Raw genomic sequence first — 21,075 nt, 5'->3', positions numbered from 1 at the left:
AATTCCTATCCATAGATTAGTAATTTTATCTACTTATTAAGTCTATCAAAAGAAGTATTTCCAGAATTTGTAATGCGTAATTCGTAATTTAAATCCGAGTTAATAGGAAATGCTCACTCTTGTCTACCTAAATCAGATGAAATTGTTCGTAAATATTCAGGTGGTACATGATCTACTAACCAAACACCATTATCAGAACGATAGAAAATGTAACCATGCTCATACATCCTAGCAGCATCTACAGTCAAAATAACAGGTTTTCCGTGTCTTGCACCCACTGTTTTTGCTGTGGCAATATCAGAAGATAAATGTACATGATGACGTAACATTTTAGAAATTCCTGTTTGCATAATCGCATCTACAGATTTGCTTTCTGTTCCGTGATATAGCAGATTGGGAGGTACAACAGGTTCTAACTGCAAATCAACTTCTATACTGTGTCCTTGATTAGCACGAATCAAAGTCAATGTAGAATCAAAAGCAAAGCGTTTTTTATCGCTAGTAGCAACAACTGCTTCTAATTCTTCACGGGTGATAGGAAATTTGTGATTAGCACAAGCTGTTAGCAGTTCATCTACAGTAACCCAACCACCAGGAGCTAATTGAATGCCTATCTCTTCTGGTTCATGACGTAAATATTTACTCATAAATTTGCTGATTTTAACCAAGCGTAAATTACTCATATTTAATGATGTTTGATTAACAATTAAAATTAATTTAGTGATTGTGGGAACGATGAGTTTTCAAATAATCCCAAAAGCAAACTATAAACCCTAAAACACAACTTGCTTTCCAGAGAAATAACCACCAAGGTTTCCACCATGCTCCCGTTTGCACTTCGACAATATCAGATAATCCAAACAACAGGAAAATTAGAGATGTAATTTGATTTTTACGTTTAGCTATGCGGGAATCTCGTTTGTAGCTATATACTATAAATCCAAATGCAAACAAACCCCATAATACAGCCTCAATATAATTTCCCTGACGATAAAGGTTTTCTAAAAGTTGGGCATTTTCCAATGACCCAGACTGATTTAACCACACAACAAACCCAAGCATTGCTAAAAATAACAAACTTAACCGCAGAATTGCCCCTTTAGTCAATTGCAAGGGAGATTGTGGATTCATAATGTTAAAATGGAGATTAAATTGAAAAAATTTGTTTTCCGATTAAGGCTAATGCCACTGTAATCATTGTAATTAATGTGATTTAACTACCTGGTATAAGCGATCTATAGACGCTATTTGTTAATTTTTGTTGGTTTCGTTGGTTTCGTTGTTGCCAGCAGCAATGGTAGTTACAGCAATCAAAGCAGTGCTTTCTAAGACGCTACCTGGTTGATGATTTAATTTATTGCCATCAAATTCCAGGTGAGAAAATAATCTAGTAATTTGCTGTTCTTCTGATTGGAAAACTTTGTTCATGGATTTTTGATCAGATATTCTCCCAATGGGAACAAGGAGTATTAACTTATGTATAGCAGGAGTCAGGAGTCAGGAATAAAATCCTTGATTGCTTAAACAAAACGTTGGGTAAACTCACACATTAAATCTACTCTTCCTTTGCGTAGCATAGCTGGATCTAATCTTTCTGTAGTGTTACAAGTCATCAATACCACCAAACGCTGCTTAATTTGTACTCCAGATTCATCAATTACACTTTGGTACAAAGTGCCATCTAACAACGCTAAAATATGCTCAGTTTTGTTGTTATATTGGGCTACTTCTGAAGCTCTATTTTGAGCTAGGTTATCAGCTTCGTTGATGATAATGCAAATTCTTTCTAAATAGCTTGGGGGAACAAAGTTAGTAATGGCATCATGATCCAAAATAAAAATTACATAGCCTAAAGGGACAAGAATTTCTTTTGCTACTGATTGTGTCCATGCTGTTTTACCGGTACCTGGTTCTCCATGCACCACAACTGCTAGTTGATTTTGATTGAGAATAGCTTGCTGAACTGAATCAGTAAAATTTTGAATTTCTTGAGAAAATGACCGAATAGGAAACTGATTATGCACCTTACCGACACGATTTTGATATCCACTTAACATCACTGCTAAATCATAAGTGGCTTTATTAATTAATGGCGCTAAATTTTTCGACATTAAGGTATATTGTCTCCGTCCCCGATCATAGGGATCAATCTGTAACCAAATATCATGTTTAGACCAGTAGGCATAAACGGTATTGATTACATCTAGGCGTTCCCAGCTAACAAACTTTTCGACTGGAAAATAGAAATCTCTCTCTGAGTAATATTGAGTGATAATATCAGGGCGTTCTAATAAACGTAGCACTCTTAAAACAGTAATTTCTTGCAATAAATTGAGAACATAGTCAATAGGAATACTGTTACGACTGACGAATTGAACAATAGGTGTTTCTGTACTTAAAACATCTTTGTAACGATAATCTGGAGTGAGTGCATCCGGTGTAATAAAGTTCCAAAATTTTTGCAATTCACCACGAGTATAGTCAGATGCTAAGTTTAATATATTTGCCCACCAAGCATATTCTTTTCTAGCTAAAGCATCTGCATAATAACTAAGTAAATTAATACTTTTTTGGGTTAATTCCTGGGTATCGTTCAATATTAGTTGCTGGAAATAGCCCCAATCAAAATCACGGTTAAATGGCCTCCAACCACTAGAGAGTAGGTTTTGTCGATTGTTATTCGCGGAATTATTATCGTTACTGCCGAAATAGTCAAAATCCATATCTATATCTAGTTTAGCAAGCCTAGAATTATTTTTTCATCATGCCAGAGATGATACAAAAATTGTATCGTATGTAAGCATTCAGTCGTCAGCTAACGCCTATAGCGTGCATAACGACTTAGGAATCATACGGCAAGCTGCGCTAACAGCTATCAGCAATTTTCAACCATGAATTTATGAGCATTCTGACAAAAGGATTACTAATTAAGTTTGGTGTAAGTTTCCCAAAACAAATCCTTAAACTCAGTCTCAAAACAGGTTTTAGCTAACTGCTGACCACTGATAGCTGAATGCTTACTATCGTATCTTAATTAAGTAGTATTAAAATTCAGTAAGATTTCGTATGAATTCCGTTGGTAGCTAAGGGAACGCCAAAAAATAAATTATCCCATTTGTGTAGTCAAAACAACTTTTCCTCCCCCACAATAAATGATCATGTTGCTAAAGTTACTATTATTTAATAAATCCTCACAATTTTTACCTGTATATTCATCATTTACGTGATCTTGGTTCTTATACAGAATTACACATAATCAATATCTAGGACTCCGGTTTGATTAATGATAGCGTAGCTTGGCGTAGCCCTAATTACTCATTGAGGCAGGGAATAGGATTCCTCTATTGAGATTATAGACAAGTTAGAAGTGATACTAGAGGAAATAACTATGCAATTTTTCTCGATAAAGTTATTGTGAACTTATGAGGAAAATATTCTGTAATTTTGCATATAATCAAGGGGTGTCTGCTAAAGCTATTCAGATTGAGTTTTTCTTTCCTTTGTGATGTGGGTAAGGATGAGCAACTGAGCGCCAGCAAAACACAATCTAATCCTGAATAAGCACTCTCTGATGACTTGCGGAATTATCGTCTGATTTAACTATAAAGACGATAAAGCCCAACTTAATTTTCTGGAGAAGAGATGTATCTGACACATTCATTCATGAGTGATGAAAAGAAGCAAAGCTCTCAGTCACCTTTAATTTTAGTAGTAGAAGATCATGATGATAGTCTACTGTTACTGAGTTATACACTGGAGTTACTAGGGTGTAGATTTATTTGTCAAAATGAAAGTTATACAACACTATTAGTAGCGAAAGAGTATCACCCAGACTTAATTTTGTTGGATATTTTGTTACCGGGTTTAAATGGTCTAGATATTGTGCGATCTTTAAAACGAGAACCACTTACTGCCGATATTCCAGTAGTTGCAGTTACGGCTTTAGCAGGTAGGGAAGAAAAAGAACGTATCCTTAAAGCAGGTTTTGATGACTACATTAGTAAACCCTATATGCTGGAGGATTTAGAGGAGATTATTTGGCGGTTGCTTGATGATAAATTTGTTCCCTATTCTCCGTTGGAAGTCTGTCAGGAAAGCTAGAACTAATCAAAATTAGTTTTTTTCGGTAGTCTAATAGTGAACACGCTGCCTTTACCTAATTCTGAGAGAACTTCTATTTGGCCTCCATGTGCTTCTATGATTATTTGTGACAGATGGAGTCCTAAACCACTACCTGATCTTTTATTTCTCCCTTGACGAAATCGCTCGAAAATAGTTGCTTGATCTTCTGGTGCTATTCCGTAACCTGTATCTGCAACTTCAATGACGATTTCACCTGGATCAGTTTTGGTAGGTAAGGTTTCAAAAAGGCGAATTTCGATACCCCCTGTATCCGTAAACTTAATAGCATTACCAATTAAGTTATTCAACACACGCCGGATTTCTAGTTTATCAGCAATGATGATGCCAGGATTATTACCTAGCTGGTTTAATTCATGAGTGTTTAAGTTGAGAGTCAAGTTTTTCTCAATCGCCAGGGGTGTTAGTTCACTAATGACTTCTTGGACTATTTCCTGTAAATCACATCTTTCTAAATTTAAGGTTTTTTTCCCTGCCTCAAAGCGATATACTTCTAGTAAAGTATTCACCATTTGCATTAAATTTTGGTTACTGCGAATCATTACAGTGATCGCTTGCTTCATTTCGGGAGAAATTTTACAAAAAGTCTCCTGTTGAAACAGTGCTAACATTCGATCAGCTGCTACTAAAGGTGTGCGTAAATCATGGGTGAGACGAGAAACAAAATCTTCTCTTTGACGAGTCATTTTTTGTTGTTCGTCAATACTATGCTTCAGTCGCAATAGCGATCGCACTCTTGCCAGTAATTCATCTGTATCAAATGGTTTCCGAATAAAATCATCAGCACCAGCATCTAATCCTTCAACTACACTAGATTCGTGAAAAGCTGTGATCAACAAAATGGGAATATAACTAAGATCAGCATAATTACGAATTTTGCGTGTTACTTCATAACCATCCATCCCCGGCATCATCACATCTAATAAAATCAGATCCGGTGGAGATTGCTTCACTTTTGCTAAAGCAGTTGCACCATCTGATACTAATTCAACTTCATAACCCTCACTTTCTAAAAGTGTTTGCACTAAAATTAAATTATCCCTAGTATCATCAACGGCAAGAATACGGTCAACTTTATCACTTTTGATAACAGACATAATAATTTACAACTTTTTCAAATTAAGCTAACTTAATCTTAAGTATTCAGCTATCATTCATCAGTAAGTGGCTACGCCACGGCGTTAACGGAGTTCCTCTGTTCGCGTAGCGTCTCCGTTCGGTGAAGCCGTGCCGATAGCTGACGGCTGAATGCTGACAATTAATCTACAGTTTGAGATGAGGATATTCAATTGAAGCTTTGTTTAATTGTGGTGGTATTTGGCGTGGATTTTGATGATAAAAATAAATTCCATCATCACTAGCTAAATTTAAACTATAATCATCTCCTACATCATTAGCTGCTGATGTTATTTGACGTGGTAATTCAATTTTAAATATTGAACCCACTCCTAATTGACTTTCCAGAAATATTTTTCCTCCCATCATTTTTACCAATGAATCAGTAATTGCTAAACCTAGTCCAGTTCCAGGATATTTACGGCTAATCCCTTGATCTACTTGTCGAAATGCTTCAAAAATATGTGTATAATCTTGAGGAGAAATGCCGATTCCTGTATCTCGGATCGTCATGGTTAATCTATTTTTGGGAATTTCTGTCACTTCTATCCAAATTCCTCCCGTTTCTGTAAATTTAACCGCATTAGAAAGCAGGTTAATTATAATCTGACGTACTCTGATTGGGTCATTGAATACTAAACTATTTTGTAAGTCTATTTCCACAAGCAAAGATAAATTTTTAGCTTCAGCTAAGGAGCGTATTTCCAATACAGAGTTATTAACTATTTTCGATAAATCAAATATTTCCGGTTTTAGTTCTAATTTTCCCGATTCTAATTTGGAAAAATCCAGGACTTCATTGAGCAGCATCAGCAAATGCTTACCATTATTGAGGATACGCTCCACCATATCCGCTTGCTGATTAGTAAGATTACCAAACTTGGGACGTAATAGTATCTGTGAAAACCCAATAATGGCATTCATTGGGGTTCGCAACTCATGAGATATGGTTGCTAAAAACTTTGACTTGAGTCGTGAGGCTTCTAACAATCTCAAATTTTGCAACTGAATTTTTTGCTGTTGTTGCTCCAATTCTTGATTCTTACGAATTAGTTGTTCATGACTTTCTTTGAGTTGTTGATATGCCACATCGGCTTTCATTTCAGCCTGATATAATCGAATTGCATTTTGTAAAACTCGTGTTAAATTTTCTGAGAATAGCTGAGATCTAATCAGATAGTCTGTCACACCTATTTTCATCAACTCAACAGCTATTTTTTCCTCTCCTTGAGCAGTGAGAATGACTAAGGGAACTTTGATTTCTGAAGAGCGCAGCTTGTGTATTAAAGTTAAGCTATCTTGGTCTGGTAAGTGATAATCGAGAAAAACGCAGTCAAATTTAGTATTTTCGAGGACAGAGAGGGCATCATTACAGTCACTGACCTCGCTGATTTCCATGTAAACACTTGCCTTCGTCAGGGCTAAACGGACTGCCATGCGATCTACTTCATCATCATCTACAACCAAAATTTTTAGCGTCTCTTCCATCAGTTTTTATTTTCGCTGTGCAGTATACATTGATGTACAGCATTTGTTTTTTTCAATCATGTAACTAAGAATTTACTATTGATAACTTTAGTTAAGAGAAAACTGTTCATGGTTAATTAATAATTATTGGTAAACAATTAGCAATTTTGCAGATGAAAACAATTCCCTCCCCCATGATCTAGAGTCCATATAAAGTAAAATAAAATACTTTATCCATCTCAACACAATTGTAAATGAGTAGATGATTCACCGTCCTCAGCCATTAGTGAGAGTTGCATAGAAATATTGTGTATCATAAACCTGAGCAATTTTACTCACTAAAAAAGTATTCAGTTCTGATAAGTGAGTTGTTACTCATGAAGCATTAACCCAAGTTACTAGTTACAAAAATATCAGGGTGTAGGGGTGAGAGGAAAAAAATTCATTCCTCTTCTTAATCTGCTTGGTTTAATCTGCTTGGTTTGGCCTATGGCTAATGCCAAGCTATGTCTAAGGTAAGCAGCTTTTTGGCATAAGTCTTCTGTATCGCTGAAGCGAAAGCTTCCCTAAGGCATAGCATCTTTGCAGGGGATAAGATGCAAGCTAGAGGCATACTCCTGAACTCCTGATTCAAGTTGTTGGCCATAAAGTCTTGCCCCGATAGCTACACTTGCTGCCTAGTTTGGCATAGGCATTCACTGATAACTGTATACTTAATCATTAACTTGGAATTCTGTCCTTATTTACATAAGGAATAAACAGTTCTCTTGGACTAATCACAGGTTAGTTTCTACCTGTACTGTTAAGATAACATAGTTATGTGTCTGTCTGATTTTAGTTGATTATGCTAAGTATAAGCATTCATCTGTCAGCCAACAGTTATCAGCATTGATCAACTCCTTATTTCTGATTTTGATACCTACCTGATTTTACATTCGTATCAATATTTCATCTTTTTTTTCTTAATAGCTATATATCCGTAGCTAGATTTTTACTTCTGCCTAAAATAAAATAAGTGGAATTTATTATTTCTCTCGGTGGATGCAACTCATTTAAAATATCATCTACCTTTGGTTTGGGGAAACAGTAAAATCAAATACTTACAAAATGTTTTAAGTTCACAGCAGCAAGCAGATACAAACAGATATTATATCGTTGAGTGTAACAATGAGTGAAATTAGCATTCTTTTGATTGAAGATCATGATTTAACCCGCATGGGACTAAGGGCAGCATTACAGTCACAGAGCGGTTTAAAAGTGATTGGTGAAGCAGCCAATGCTACTCAGGGTTTAAAACTCTTGGAAACCACTAAACCTGATGTGGCTGTAGTAGATATTGGTTTACCAGATATGGACGGGATTGAACTGACTCGTAAGTTTAAGCGCCAACAGTTAGAAAACGGACAAGCAAATACAAAAATTCTCATTTTGACCATGAATCATACAGAAGATGCAGTTCTAGCAGCTTTTGCAGCTGGGGCAGATTCTTACTATATGAAAGAAACAAGCATCAATAAATTGACAGAAGCAATACAAGCTACTCACGCTGGTAACTCTTGGATTGATCCGGCTATTGCCAACGTGGTATTAAAAAAAATGCGTTTGGGTTTACCAGGCGAAAGTACAACTACAGATAAACCAAAAACTGTAAAAATCGAGGCACTAGCCACAGAATATGAGCAAGTTCTCGAAACTTATCCCTTAACTCAACGGGAACTGGAAATTTTAGAGTTAATAGTTGCTGGTTGCAGTAATGGACAAATTGCCGAAAAGCTATACATTACGGTGGGGACAGTCAAAACTCACGTTCGCAATATTTTAAACAAACTATGTGCTGATGACCGTACCCAAGCTGCGGTTCGGGCTTTGCGTTCTGGGTTAGTGGGTTAAAATGGTTTCAACTTCAACTAAATTGTACTTGCAAACATTCCGCAATGCGTTTTGCTGCACCTGGTTGACCCATACGTTTGCTGCCATTTTCGGCAATTTGATTAAAAAGGTCAGGATTCTTAAACAGGGATTGGATTACTTGGGCAACTTTGGCTGGTTGGTCTACTAAAATTAAAGATGATCCTAAAAGACGACTTTGGGCTTCAGCAAAAGCGGGGTTATATTGAGGACCGTTTCCGGGAATAGCGATCGCAGGTTTGCCTAAACCAATAAATTGTTCTGTCGCTGTACCTGCCATTGCGATCGCCAAATCTCCTAAATGCAAGCAGTCACTATAAGCTTTTTGGCTGAGAATTACATAATTATTCTTTTGTTTAAACGTCAAGCAATCTTGATCAGCTAGTTGAATGGGAGATTCTGTACATCTATGCCAACCTTGAATTTGCAGAGTGTGAGATAAAATATCCCCATCTAAACCGGGAGCGATCGCACCTAAAAATACCATATTTCGCTCCCGCCAACTAGTCATCAAACCAGATACAGCAGTCATAATAACTTCCCAGTTAGCATAAGCTTCATTAGCGCGAGAACCAGGAAGCAAAGTCACAATCAAAGGCCGAACAATCTCTTCTTGTTCAGCACTATAAAATTTTGCCCTTGTCACATTTGGTTCTAAACCGTCCATCATGGGATTACCCAAATCAAAAGCCCGGATCGGCCACTGTCTTAATATTTCCGTCGTCAGCGAATCTCTAGGAAACACCGCCCGACAACGACGACGACTCATTAACCACCTTTCCCAAGGATGGTAAATCGAACCAGAAAAGTTTTCCCAACGTGCCGATTTTGATTTTCTCGGTAACAAACCCGCCTCATCTCGCACATAATATTCAGATTTTGCCGTTCCTACAAACCCATAGTTAGCGCCACTGAAAGCTGCAAACAACAGTGGTACAATATCCCCCACCGCTAAAATCGCCTTCTTATTACCTAATTTTGTCTGACAATTTACCCAACGGCGCATAGCCTGAATTTGCTTCCAGGTCAGCTGCACCAAACCACCCTGCACATCTCGCATCAATTGGCGACTATCCATATAAATAAAGCCACCGGAAGGCATGGTTTTAACCGCCCCAATACAGGGTATATCCAACTGCTGGTAAGCACGCCCTTCACCTACAATTGGTAAAGCAAAAATATCTGGTGGCGAAGATAACCGTTGCAGTTCCTGTAAAATACGCACAGCAATGATATCCTCTCCATGACCATTACTTAAAACCAGTAACTGTAACCGCGAAGTAGCTGCTAGGGAATTTGTCATCAAAGATAATGGCAATAAATTAGTCATAGGATTTTATATTTTATATTTTTGAATGGCAATCGCTGCGGCCTATTGCAATTTGTCATCATAGCGTCTGATAATAAGTATTGGTGATTACTAAATAAACCTGTATTTCCCCTGCTATAAACTATCCTTAGAGATAAATACTTACAGCAGCGGTCAGCAGTCAGCAGTCAGCTTTCAAATGCTTGCCAGCAAAGACTTTTAGATTGAGGTTTGTACCTAATTTACTTCAAATCTTCTGTCTTTAAATTTATTCAGGCAATAATTAGATCAGCGTTTGCTGACAACTTTTGTGACCAGAAACAAAAAATTACAATTCCCTGTCTATGAATTCACAGGTATAGGAAGAGTTAATTACGAATTTAATTCAATTGACCCTACACCCTAAACCCTACCCCCCTCTTGTTGTCCAATAATTCCTTGATGCTACAAGCCCCCTATCTGTGAGGTCAATCCAAAATCCAAAATCCAAAATCTAAAATCGGATGACTGCTACTAACTACCAGTTGATGAAGTTAATCAATATTAATTATGCGAGTTTCTTCTGCGGCAATTTTCACATTAGCTACTTTAGCTGCTAGTAATGCCACTCAGCAAGCAAATGCTCTACTTAATCAAACCACAAATCCAGAAGGTAAAACCGAATCAGCCACTGATGTGGTAGTAGTTCCGTTTGTAGAAACTCAGCCGACACCAGAGGAAACAGTTGCATCTCCTGAAACTACTTATGCTGTAGAATTTAGTTCCCAACCTGTAGTTGTACCCAATAATACTAATAACAATATTAATAACAACTTAAATCCACCTGTAGTTGTACCCGAAAATATTAATAACAACTTGATTACAGATACAGATAATGATCTATTTGTTCTTGCTACTAATGTACAGATAGTTGGTGCTAATCCCGAATTAGAGCAAATAATTCGCCAAGTTATTAAAACTAAAACAGGAGGACAAACCAGTCAAACCCAATTGCAAAAAGATGTAGCCGCAATTCTGGATACTGGTTTATTTACTAGTGCTAATGTTAACACCACAACTACCTCTGCTGGTTTGAATGTAGTTTATCAAGTTCAACCTGTAGTAGTGCAAGCATTACAGCTATCTGGTGCAAAAATTCTCACCTATCAAGTAGCCTTAGAAAAATTTAGGAATCAGATTGGTAAAGATATCAGTCCAGCCGCACTGAAACAAATAGTAGAACAAATTAATAAATGGTATGCAGAAAATGGTTATACCCTAGCCAGGGTACTATCAATTCAACCCAGCCGCCAAGGTATCCTCACGGTAAATGTAGCTGAAGGGTTGGTGGGTAATGTCAAATTTCGCTTTCTGAATGACGAGGGACAAAAGGTTGATAATCAAGGTAATCCCATTAAAGGCAGAACTAAAGAAGATTTCCTCAGACAGCAACTCAAATTAAAACCAGGTAAAGTATTTGAAGACAAATTAGCCCAGCAAGATGTCCAAACTTTATATAAATTAGGTTTATTTAAAAGTGTCAATGTTGCCTTTGAAGGAGATGCAACAAAACTGGATTTAGTTTATGAACTGCAAGAAATTGGGGCGCGTTCAGTTAACTTGGGTGGCGGTTACAATGCTGATGATGGGATATCAGTGGTTGTCAGTTATAGAGACCAAAATGTTGGCGGTATTAATGATACCTTGACAGCTAATGTGGAAGTAAATCGCCAGGATATTCTGTTTAACACTAATTTTAATAGTCCTTATCGAGCAAGCAATCCTGAACGCTTAGGTTATAACATCAAAACCTTTAGAAGAAGACAACTTTCAGATACCTTCGACGATACCATCACATTGGCCAATGGCGAAAAAGTCCGAGAAGGGAAAATAGGTGGTAGTTTCAGTGTGCAACAACAGCTAGATGGTTGGGATGCTTCTGTCGGTCTTAACTATACTCGTGTCACCATCCGTGATCGGGAAGGTAATATTACCCCCAGAGATGCCAACAATAACCAATTATCTTTCAGTGATACGGGAATAGATGACCTCACTACAGTATCCTTCACAGCAACCAAAGACGAGAGGGATAACCCTGTCAAACCAACTCAAGGTTCTATCCTCTCTTTCAGCACCGAACAATCTATTCCCGTTGGTCATGGTCAGATTACCATGAATCGTCTCAGGGGTAATTACAGCCAGTTTTTGCCAGTTAAATGGTTTAATAGCAAACAGCCACAAATATTTGCTCTCAATTTGCAAGCTGGTACAGTGATCGGAGATTTACCACCCTATGAAACCTTTAATTTAGGTGGTTCTAATTCAGTGCGTGGTTATGATGCTGGTGATGTAGCCAGTGGTCGCAGTTATGTTTTAGCTTCTGCTGAATATCGTTTTCCCATCTTCCCCATCGCTGGAGGTGTGATATTCGCAGATTTTGCTTCAGATTTAGGATCTGGTGATACGGTAATTGGAGATCCTGCGGGTGTGCGGAACAAACCTGGTAGTGGTTTTGGTTATGGTGCAGGAGTCCGTGTTGAGTCACCTTTGGGTTTAATTCGCGCTGACTATGGAATTAATGACCAAGGAGATAGTCGAGTACATATTGGCATAGGTCAGAGATTTTAACAATTGACAATTTTCAGCTTTCCCTGTCACCTGTCACCTGTCACCTGTTCCCTGTCACCTGTCACCTGTCACCTTTTACCTGTATTTTGTCTCCTGCTATATGATGAATAAGACAAAACCGCTGAGGGGAGTGTCAACCGCCCACTAAGGAATCAAGTTTCCCTATGTTAACAGGCACAATTTTACAAAGTGGAAAATATACTATCATCCAAGAGATAGGCCGGGGTGGATTTGGTATTACGTTCAAAGCGAAGCATCACTACTTGGGACAAGAGGTAGTGATGAAGACGATCAATGAACGGTTGCGACAAAATCCTGATTTTCCCAAGTTTGAGCGTCAATTTCAAGATGAAGCCAGAAGATTAGCTACTTGCATCCATCCCAATATTGTCCGGGTTAGTGATTTTTTTGTGGAGAATGACCTACCCTACATGGTGATGGAATATATTCCTGGGGAAACTTTAGGTCAAGCCTTCGTTTTGCCAGGAATACCATTACCAGAAGAGACAGCAGTGCATTATATTCGCCAAATTGGGGCAGCATTGCAGGTAGTACATAATAATGGTTTGCTGCACCGAGATATTAAACCTGATAATATTATCCTCCGTCAAGGAACTCAGGAGGTAGTGCTAATTGATTTTGGTATTGCTAGAGAATTTAATAGCGGTGTTAAACAAACTCACACAGGTTTAGTGAGTGAGGGTTATGCACCGATTGAACAATATTTAACTCAAGCACCACGCACTCCAGCAACAGATGTTTATGGTTTAGCGGCAACTTTATATGCGCTGTTAACAGGACAAGTTCCTATCCCTTCATTGTTGCGCGATCGCCAACCAATGGCTTCTCCTCGTGAACTGCAACCCCACCTCAGTGCGTCTATTAATCAAGCAGTTATGCGAGGTATGGCTGTAGAGTCGCGTTTTCGTCCAGCTACAGTAGCAGAGTGGCTAGAATTACTACCTGGTAGAAATGGCTTTGAGATGACACCATCATTACCAACCCAACCAGCACCAACGATTGATTTATCTGTCCAAGAATCAGAAAATCTCCTCAACCAAGCTGTTCCTACTCCTACTACCATCTCATCACCAGTGGAAGCAGTTACAGCAATACAAAACAAATTACCACTAACTAAGATATTGATCAGCATTGGTATAGTTTTAGCGGCTGCTACCACAGGATTTACTATTACCAGAATACTACCTAAATCTCAGTTACAAACTCCTAATCCGCTGTCTGAGGAATCTAAACCAGAACTGACTACTCCAAACCCTGTAGCTGGAAGTACAACTTCACCTGAAAGTCCAGCAAATCAAACAGATTATCCCAGTGAATCTGCTTCTTTTTCTACATCTGAACGACGCAAACGCAAACGTCGTATTTACCAAGAAGCAACTCCCAGTAGCGATACAGATAGTCAAGCAAGCGTTACCTCTGGTCAGCGTAGCGATCGCTCTTCTCCAGAAAACTCATCTCAAGAACCTGAAAATAATTCTCCAGAAGTTCCATTCCGCAAAACTCGACGTACCACATCTACACCTGCTGTTACTTCTACACCATCCCTGAGTGAAAAGCTACGGGAAGCTAAATCATCTCCTCGTGTTACCTCTACACCTTCCTCAGAAAATGTCCCACCAGCTTCTAATCAGAATTCTGATTCATCCGCACCTGTAACACAAGATGATTCTGTGGTCATACCTCCAGCACCACCACCTAAAAATCCTGTGGTCATACCTCCAGCACCACCAAAAGAATCTCAGAGTAAAGATCCTTCTGCGGTAGTTGTACCAACCCAAGAAACAAAATCAAATTCGTCTAGCGATAATCAATCTTCAACAGAGGAGAAGTCTTTGGAAAAATCAGAGTAATATCATGTCCGGTGGAAAACTTACGATATCTGTTGGGTCAGGGAATAGGGAATAGGGAATATAAAAAAGCAAATATTTCCAACACTTTTATAGCATTTCCTAGTCTAATGAAGTACAAAATCATCTGCGTTTATCTGCGTCCATCTGCGTTTAACTATGACTGCTTGTACCTCACTTGAATGAGAATTGCTATATATCGTAAGTAATTAGCCGAACTTGATATAACTTTTCAAATTGGTGCTACCTATTCTCGATTTTTTGCTGTATCTAAATTTTGTTTTTGATTCACAACCACAATTTCTCCTTTTTGATTAATTTCTAGCTGACTATCAGGAAAATCATGATTATTTAAATAACGCAGTAGTCCCACAGTTCTGAAATATTGATCAATTTGTGGGATACCATGTTTATTTAAATGCACAGGGATAATTTTACTAGATACTAATTGACCTTCTGAGTTCAGTTTGACTTCTAAAATCATTGAGTAACCTGTTTGAGCATTAGTAGCTAAAGTTCGATATCCTAAAAAGTTACCCAACGAATAAGCAATGATTTTTCCTTTATAAAATTCAATTGCTCTCGGAACATGAGGCCCGTGTCCTAAAACTAAATCTGCTCCTGTATCAATCATTGTCCTGGCAAATTTTAAGGAATTACCTCTGTTTTCACCGTAGAAAAATTCTGTCTGATCTTTTACGTGCAAAGCAGCAGTTCCTTCTGCGCCAACTTGCATGGAAACAATGACAATTTTGGCGTTATTTTTCGCTTCTTCTACCAAAGCTTTAGCTGTGGCTAAGTTATGAACTGAATTATATAAGTTATATGTTGTGAAGCCAATCATCGCAATTGGTATTTGATTAGCTTCTAGGTAGAGAATTTGATTTTTATGACCTAATGTTTTTATCCCCGCATTTTCTAAATTTTTAACTGTATCTCTAAACCCAATGACACCAAAATCCATCGTGTGGTTATTGGCTATATTGAAGACATCAAAACCAGCTTCGGCAAATAATTGAGCATACGCAGGTGGTGAACGAAAAGCAAAAGTTTGTCCGCGACTGATATCTTTTGCACTGTAAGGATGGTAAGTTAAGCTACTTTCAAAATTACCAAATAAAATATCTGCTCCTTCTAGGTGCGTTCTTACAGATTTCGGTAATAACTGATTGGGATTTTGCGGTAATTTATAGTTAGGAAAATTTGTTCCAGGAATAATATCCCCAACAGCTTTAATAGTGACTGTCTGTAGTTCATCTTCTAAGCTCGGAATGGAATCAGGCGTAAATACAGGAATCTCTGTCGCAGCAGCATCTGATTGCTGTATTTTGCCAAATTTGATCGTCACTCCTAAACTAATACCCAAACAAAAGCAAACACTAACAAAACTCAACGCCAATAGTTCCACCTGGTTGCGAGTTGCCATTTTTTACTCCTCACATACTGGCATTAGTTTAACCTAAAATACAGTGATGTAAAGATATTAATCCCCTACCAGATAGAGGAATGGAGATAAAATCTTACTTCATTAGCTAGAAGTTGATAAATATTTAGCTTTATATCATCTGAACTGATAACAGATTTTTTAGATTCTAAACTCAATTTATATTGCTGCGCTGAAGGAGAAAAAATTATGACAATGACAGGATTAGATATTTTTGATGCAACTTTGCAGAAAACTATTCCTTGGGTGAATGAGTTAGCAAAAGAATTAGGTTGGGAAAATAAACACCAAGTTTTTCAAGCTTTACGAGCGACATTACATACATTGCGCGATCGCTTGACTGTAGAAGAAGCTGCCCATTTAGGAGCGCAGTTACCCATTTTATTAGGTGGATTCTATTACGAAAATTGGCGACCAGGTGCTAAACAACACAAAGATAAAACTAAGGAAGAATTCTTTGAACATATCAGTCATTACTTCCGCAATGTTAATGCTGATATCGATCCTGAAACTTTAGTGCGTGCTGTCTTCAAAATTATGGCTCAACGAGTTTCTCAAGGAGAAATTGAAGATGTTATTAACATGATGCCACCTGCATTGCGAGAACTGTGGCCGGAAACTGTTCGTACTTAATTTATTAAACGGAGAGGGGGGGATTCGAACCCCCGTTGGGTTTCCCCAAAACGCATTTCGAGTGCGTCACCATCAACCACTCGGACACCTCTCCAACCGTATTATTCACTTTATTCGCTGATTTTTAGTGAATAAAAGGAATAATATTTTACATTGCTCACAATTATAACATCTCGATTCCTAAACTTGTCAAAAACTGGAAGATTTATTTTCTGTAACTTGGATGAAAGCTTCAAAGTCACCATTAGGTGTCCATTGAATAGCCCCATCTTCACCTGTGAAGAACAGTTTAGTTTTCCCTTTACTGATAGCTGATAAAGTTTTGCTATCAAGATTATTCGCCGATGCTATAGCTACTTGTGGTTGCAATGCCAAAACCAAATCCTTTAAAGATTCTGATGGACACCAAAGCACCTGCGGACTAGATAAACCGCCTGTTTTCACTAGCTGTTGTATTTGTTGAGATTTGACACTACCTATTAATAACCAATTTTGTCCAAAAATTTGTAATCGTAAAATTGGTAATTGATCATTTACAAATTGGGCAATGGTTGAACCGTTATTGACAGTTTGTCCGAATGATAAAGATTGGTAAATCCCTTTATGTTTTTGCAACTTTTCCTGAATTATTTGAGTTTCAAGATTATTTTCTACCTGGGAGGCATAAGCATAAAAATTAGTGATAGGTAAATTTGCCAAAAGTTCTAACCAGGCATCATTTTGATTAGCTAAAAATTTACTAGAAATAGCCCAATCAATTTTATTGATACCCTGTTGTTGTAAAAAAGGTAAAATTGTGAAACGTCCTGTTCCTTCATCACCGCTATTAATCAGAGTTATTTGCCCTTTATCTTGAATTACTAACACAGGTTCTTTATTAGTTGCTAGTAATGTAATTCGCAATAAGTTGTTGGCAGAATGCCAAACAGGAACTATTACTAAAACAACGGCAATTAATCCAGCAAACCACCATCGGCGCTGCCACCAGCGCATTAAACAAGTAAATATAATTAATCCATAAATTACCAACATTTGCCAAGTAGAAATACTTCCAACTGCCAATGAGCTTCCTGGCAAATCAGCAAAAAAATTAGCCAATTTAATTAACCAGTGAGTTGGATAGTATAAAAAACTTGCTAATGTGCTACCTAAATCTGGTACAATTAAGCTGAATAAAGCACTAACCATACCACCAATACTAACGACAGAAATCAATGGTGTAGTGATAATATTTAATGGCACACTGTAAACTGCAACTACACTAAAAATGTTTAATAGTAGGGGTAAAGTCCAAATTGTTGCAGCTAAAGGAACAGAAATTAAAGAAGCGATCGCAGGTGGCAGCCAATCCAAACGTTTAGTTATTGGTGTGGCTGTAACAATTAATCCTAAAGTAGCTAAAAAACTAAGTTGAAAACCTAAATCCCAAATCCAAACAGGATTAAATAACAATAATAATGTAGCTGCTAAAAGTAGAGATCCAAGTTGTTGAACTTTTCTATCCAAAGCTAAACCAACTAAAGCGGCAAAACCCATAATTACGGCTCTGAGTACCGCAGCTTGAAACCCAGCTAAACACAAAAAAGTCATTAAACCCAAGGCACCGCAAATAATTTGAGTTCCCTTCTTTGCACGTTTAGTTAGTTGTAAAATTACACCTAAAATCAGAGAAGTTTGAAATCCCGAAGCAGCTAAAGCATGAGCTAAACCAGCTTTTACAAATAAATCACGGATATCATAAGGTAAATCTACAGCCTTGCTACCCAAAACCATTGCACTCACAAGGGGACCTTCGGGAACACCCAACCAACGAACTTGCGATCGCACAATTTTTTCCCGAATCTGCCACCATCCCCATTGACGTTCTTCATCAATAAAATTGATCTGTTTACCAATCAAACCCGCAAAAGTACCTTCCTGTTTCAGATACCTCTGAAAATCAAAAGCACCAGGGTTTGATGCCGCTTTTGGCTTATACAACATCCCCGTGACAGCAATTTGTTGGCCAGGATATAAACCAGTAACTTGCAGTATAGGCACAGTCACATACAACTTACCAGTCACGCCTTTGGGTAAACTGGCCGGGCCTTGATCATTTTTCACTTCATCTAGCTGGGTTGCATTCAGCCAAAATTGTCCCCTTTGACTGCGAGTTAAACGAGGATTAGTAGCAACGTCCCCACGTACAATTACCAATTGTTCTTGATTACGATTATTTTCACCAGAAACAAACTGACTGATATCTTTTTCTCCTGGTTGGGGTATCCGCAATTGAAAATACACAGTTGCCAACAACCCCACTAAACCGGCTATTAGCCAAACTCTGGGATGAGGTGTAGTTAGCGGAGTATTAGTCCCTGTCTTAGACTTGGTTACAGGCTTTCCGCGTTTCTGAGTAAATTTCCATAGACTAATGTAACTGGCACGAAATAGAACTGCGGCTAATATCCCCAACACCAAAACCCATACACCACCCCAAGGAACTACCGTAAATAGCAACCCTAAAATATAGGCAAGACAAATTATTACACTACTCTGCATCATAAAAATTTAATTGCCAAACCACCAAATAATAAAATTTATACAGCATATTGCAGATCAAACAGGTACAAGTTTTTATTACAAAGCCTTGCACCAAAAGGGTTTTACTGCTGACCGCTGACTGCTAAAGGCTGCTGTATACAAGTAACTCTATATAAACAAATGCAAATGCAGTTTAGTAGAAAAATAATTGTCGGTTGGGTTAAGCGACAACGCCACCCAACAAAATCGAAAAATTGGAAAATACTAACTTTACAAAGACATACCCAAATTAAAACCTAATACAGCATGAACAAACAAAATCAAAAGTGCTGTACTTCCTAAATAAGCGTGAACTGCACGTAAACCAGCTTGATCTCCAAAAAATCCGCTTAAAGAAATTAAACCATTCACCAAGAGCAATAACAATACAATCGAACCAGTCCAAAAATGAGGACTTTCAAAAAGTGGTTGATGCTGCATCACCAAAGACAATACACCACCTGTATAACCACCTGCCAAAAAGATAAATAACCAAGGTGCTAACTGACGATGGGCGTTTCGACTTTTAAGCGCAGCATCTTTACTCACATCTTGCAGCAGTTTTCCTCGCCAACCTGTCACACCCACAAAACTACCCACCACAAAAATCACAATTCCCATCATCACAGGATGTCCCCAATGCACAATTGGTTCAGGAACACCCAAAGAACGAAACCAAGTCGCAATAGGTTCTAAAGCTTCACTGATATTGATCATCTGACACACACCACTATTTTCAACTATGACCCCCCTGTTCTGGGGGGTTACAAAAATTAACACTTAGCCTATTGTTCAACTTACGGCATTTTTAAGCAATGGGAAACCCAACTTCTCCCTTTGCTCAACATATAAATGAGCCACTTTCCTGGCCAAATGTCGAATCCTGGTAATGTAACGAGTCCGTTCCGTCACGGAAATTACACCACGTGCATCGAGCAAGTTAAAAGTATGGGAACACTTAATTACATAGTCCAAGCTGGGTAAAACCAGTCCTCGTTCCGTTAATTGAGTAGCTTCCTGCTCATATATATTAAACAGCGTCAGCAACATCTCAGGATTCGAGGCTTCAAAATTGTAAGTACACTGCTCAATCTCACCCTGAAGATGAACATCACCATAAGTAATGTTATCCGTCCATTGGATCTTAGTAATGGCTTCCACTTGCTGGAGGTACATAGCCAGTCGCTCTAAACCATAAGTAATCTCAATGGACACCGGACGGCAATCAATACCCCCACATTGTTGGAAATAGGTAAACTGAGTAATTTCCATCCCATCTAACCACACTTCCCAACCAGTACCCCAAGCCCCCACTGTCGCATCTTCCCAGTTATCTTCCACAAACCGAATATCATGATCTTCTGGACGAATCCCTAAAGCCCTTAAAGAATCAAGATAAATTTCTTGGATATTATCTGGTGAAGGTTTAATCAGCACTTGATATTGATAATAATGTTGAAACCGATTTGGGTTTTCTCCATAGCGCCCGTCCGTCGGACGGCGGCAAGGTTCAACGTAAGCAACAGCCCAAGGTTCTGGACCCAAAGCCCTTAGAAAAGTATGGGGGTTTTTAGTGCCTGCTCCCTTCTCCATGTCATAAGGTTGAGCAATCAAGCAACCACGCTCACCCCAAAACTGATGTAAAACCGCTATTACTGACTGAAAATTCACTATCTACTCTTCCTTAAGTCAACAATGCCTAAACCATTGTTGCCTAAACCCAGCACTATCAGCAGCTTTGAGCCGTTAAAAAAATTTTTTCCCAAAAAGTTTGAAAAAAGAGTTGACATTGCAAAGTAGGTTCGATATATTGAATAAGTGCCTGAGAGAGAGCCGCTAGAGAGCGGGACTCGGAGGGACACCGAACCTTGAAAACATTATAGTTTGAAAGCCAGTATATAACAAGTACCTGCGTCAAGTAAAGATAATTACCGGACTGAGGTAGAAATCAGTCAAAAGAGCTAAAAACAAACTTAACAAAACGGAGAGTTTGATCCTGGCTCAGGATGAACGCTGGCGGT

At 38.2% G+C, this 21,075-nt stretch carries 16 protein-coding genes and 1 tRNA gene; 5 read left to right on the top strand and 12 right to left on the bottom strand.

Features of this window, described 5'->3' with window-relative positions; all coding sequences use genetic code 11:
• Positions 1 to 113: 113 nt before the first annotated feature.
• From A0J48_RS01115 to A0J48_RS01100, 4 genes are all read right to left on the bottom strand, one after another.
• Entirely contained in the window at positions 114 to 683 is a 570-nt protein-coding gene (locus tag A0J48_RS01115) for an RNA 2'-phosphotransferase (protein WP_200319523.1), read from the bottom strand.
• Positions 684 to 717: 34 nt separating this feature from the next.
• Positions 718 to 1,131, bottom strand: a complete 414-nt coding sequence (locus tag A0J48_RS01110; protein WP_200319521.1) for a hypothetical protein — start codon at positions 1,129 to 1,131, stop codon at positions 718 to 720.
• 120 nt (positions 1,132 to 1,251) lie between these two features.
• Positions 1,252 to 1,428 carry a hypothetical protein gene (locus tag A0J48_RS01105; protein WP_325078085.1) on the bottom strand — a complete coding sequence of 59 codons (177 nt, stop codon included), beginning with the start codon at positions 1,426 to 1,428 and terminating at the stop codon, positions 1,252 to 1,254.
• 92 nt (positions 1,429 to 1,520) lie between these two features.
• Entirely contained in the window at positions 1,521 to 2,723 is a 1,203-nt protein-coding gene (locus A0J48_RS01100; RefSeq protein ID WP_200319519.1) for an AAA family ATPase, read from the bottom strand.
• A gap of 919 nt (positions 2,724 to 3,642) precedes the next feature.
• On the opposite strand from A0J48_RS01100, the gene A0J48_RS01095 reads away from it, so the two are divergent.
• A complete protein-coding gene (locus A0J48_RS01095; protein ID WP_200319517.1) occupies positions 3,643 to 4,101 on the top strand; it encodes a response regulator in 459 nt (152 codons plus the stop codon).
• Positions 4,102 to 4,103: 2 nt separating this feature from the next.
• Here A0J48_RS01095 and A0J48_RS01090 read toward each other — a convergent pair whose 3' ends face one another.
• Positions 4,104 to 5,237 (bottom strand): hybrid sensor histidine kinase/response regulator, encoded by a 1,134-nt coding sequence (locus A0J48_RS01090; protein ID WP_200319515.1) that lies wholly within the window; start codon positions 5,235 to 5,237, stop codon positions 4,104 to 4,106.
• Positions 5,238 to 5,403: 166 nt separating this feature from the next.
• Positions 5,404 to 6,744 carry an ATP-binding response regulator gene (locus A0J48_RS01085; protein ID WP_200319514.1) on the bottom strand — a complete coding sequence of 447 codons (1,341 nt, stop codon included), beginning with the start codon at positions 6,742 to 6,744 and terminating at the stop codon, positions 5,404 to 5,406.
• Positions 6,745 to 7,890: 1,146 nt separating this feature from the next.
• Between A0J48_RS01085 and A0J48_RS01080 the strand changes: the two genes are divergently transcribed.
• Entirely contained in the window at positions 7,891 to 8,613 is a 723-nt protein-coding gene (locus tag A0J48_RS01080) for a response regulator transcription factor (protein WP_200319512.1), read from the top strand.
• Between the two features lie 13 nt (positions 8,614 to 8,626).
• Here A0J48_RS01080 and A0J48_RS01075 read toward each other — a convergent pair whose 3' ends face one another.
• Entirely contained in the window at positions 8,627 to 9,961 is a 1,335-nt protein-coding gene (locus A0J48_RS01075) for a lipid-A-disaccharide synthase-related protein (protein ID WP_200319510.1), read from the bottom strand.
• A 528-nt stretch (positions 9,962 to 10,489) separates the two neighbouring features.
• Here A0J48_RS01075 and A0J48_RS01070 point away from each other — a divergent pair.
• Together A0J48_RS01070 and A0J48_RS01065 are read left to right on the top strand one after the other, a co-directional pair.
• Positions 10,490 to 12,547: a BamA/TamA family outer membrane protein gene (locus A0J48_RS01070; RefSeq protein WP_200319509.1), complete on the top strand. Its 2,058-nt coding sequence runs from the start codon at positions 10,490 to 10,492 to the stop codon at positions 12,545 to 12,547.
• Between the two features lie 164 nt (positions 12,548 to 12,711).
• Positions 12,712 to 14,418: a serine/threonine protein kinase gene (locus A0J48_RS01065; RefSeq protein WP_200319507.1), complete on the top strand. Its 1,707-nt coding sequence runs from the start codon at positions 12,712 to 12,714 to the stop codon at positions 14,416 to 14,418.
• Positions 14,419 to 14,662: 244 nt separating this feature from the next.
• Here the strand turns inward: A0J48_RS01065 and A0J48_RS01060 are convergent, their stop codons facing one another.
• A complete protein-coding gene (locus tag A0J48_RS01060; RefSeq protein ID WP_200319505.1) occupies positions 14,663 to 15,841 on the bottom strand; it encodes a CapA family protein in 1,179 nt (392 codons plus the stop codon).
• Positions 15,842 to 16,048: 207 nt separating this feature from the next.
• On the opposite strand from A0J48_RS01060, the gene A0J48_RS01055 reads away from it, so the two are divergent.
• Positions 16,049 to 16,492, top strand: a complete 444-nt coding sequence (locus A0J48_RS01055; protein WP_200319503.1) for a DUF2267 domain-containing protein — start codon at positions 16,049 to 16,051, stop codon at positions 16,490 to 16,492.
• Positions 16,493 to 16,501: 9 nt separating this feature from the next.
• Here A0J48_RS01055 and A0J48_RS01050 read toward each other — a convergent pair.
• The 4 genes from A0J48_RS01050 to glyQ all read right to left on the bottom strand — a co-directional run bounded on the left by A0J48_RS01050 (position 16,502) and on the right by glyQ (position 20,725).
• Positions 16,502 to 16,586, bottom strand: a tRNA-Ser gene (locus tag A0J48_RS01050).
• 95 nt (positions 16,587 to 16,681) lie between these two features.
• The gene (locus tag A0J48_RS01045) at positions 16,682 to 19,036 is read right to left on the bottom strand and encodes a ComEC/Rec2 family competence protein (RefSeq protein WP_200319501.1); all 2,355 of its coding nucleotides are present in this window, start codon (positions 19,034 to 19,036) and stop codon (positions 16,682 to 16,684) included.
• A gap of 249 nt (positions 19,037 to 19,285) precedes the next feature.
• On the bottom strand, positions 19,286 to 19,771 hold the full coding sequence (locus A0J48_RS01040; protein ID WP_200319499.1) for a DUF4079 domain-containing protein: 486 nt from the start codon (positions 19,769 to 19,771) through the stop codon (positions 19,286 to 19,288).
• 75 nt (positions 19,772 to 19,846) lie between these two features.
• Entirely contained in the window at positions 19,847 to 20,725 is an 879-nt protein-coding gene (glyQ, locus tag A0J48_RS01035; RefSeq protein WP_200319497.1) for a glycine--tRNA ligase subunit alpha, read from the bottom strand.
• Positions 20,726 to 21,075: the final 350 nt, after the last annotated feature.

This window comes from Sphaerospermopsis aphanizomenoides BCCUSP55 (genome assembly GCF_001586785.1).
Taxonomy (GTDB): Bacteria; Cyanobacteriota; Cyanobacteriia; order Cyanobacteriales; family Nostocaceae; genus Sphaerospermopsis_A; species Sphaerospermopsis_A aphanizomenoides_A.
Note: the sequence above shows the minus strand (reverse complement) of the source record. Positions and strands in the feature narration are given on the sequence as shown.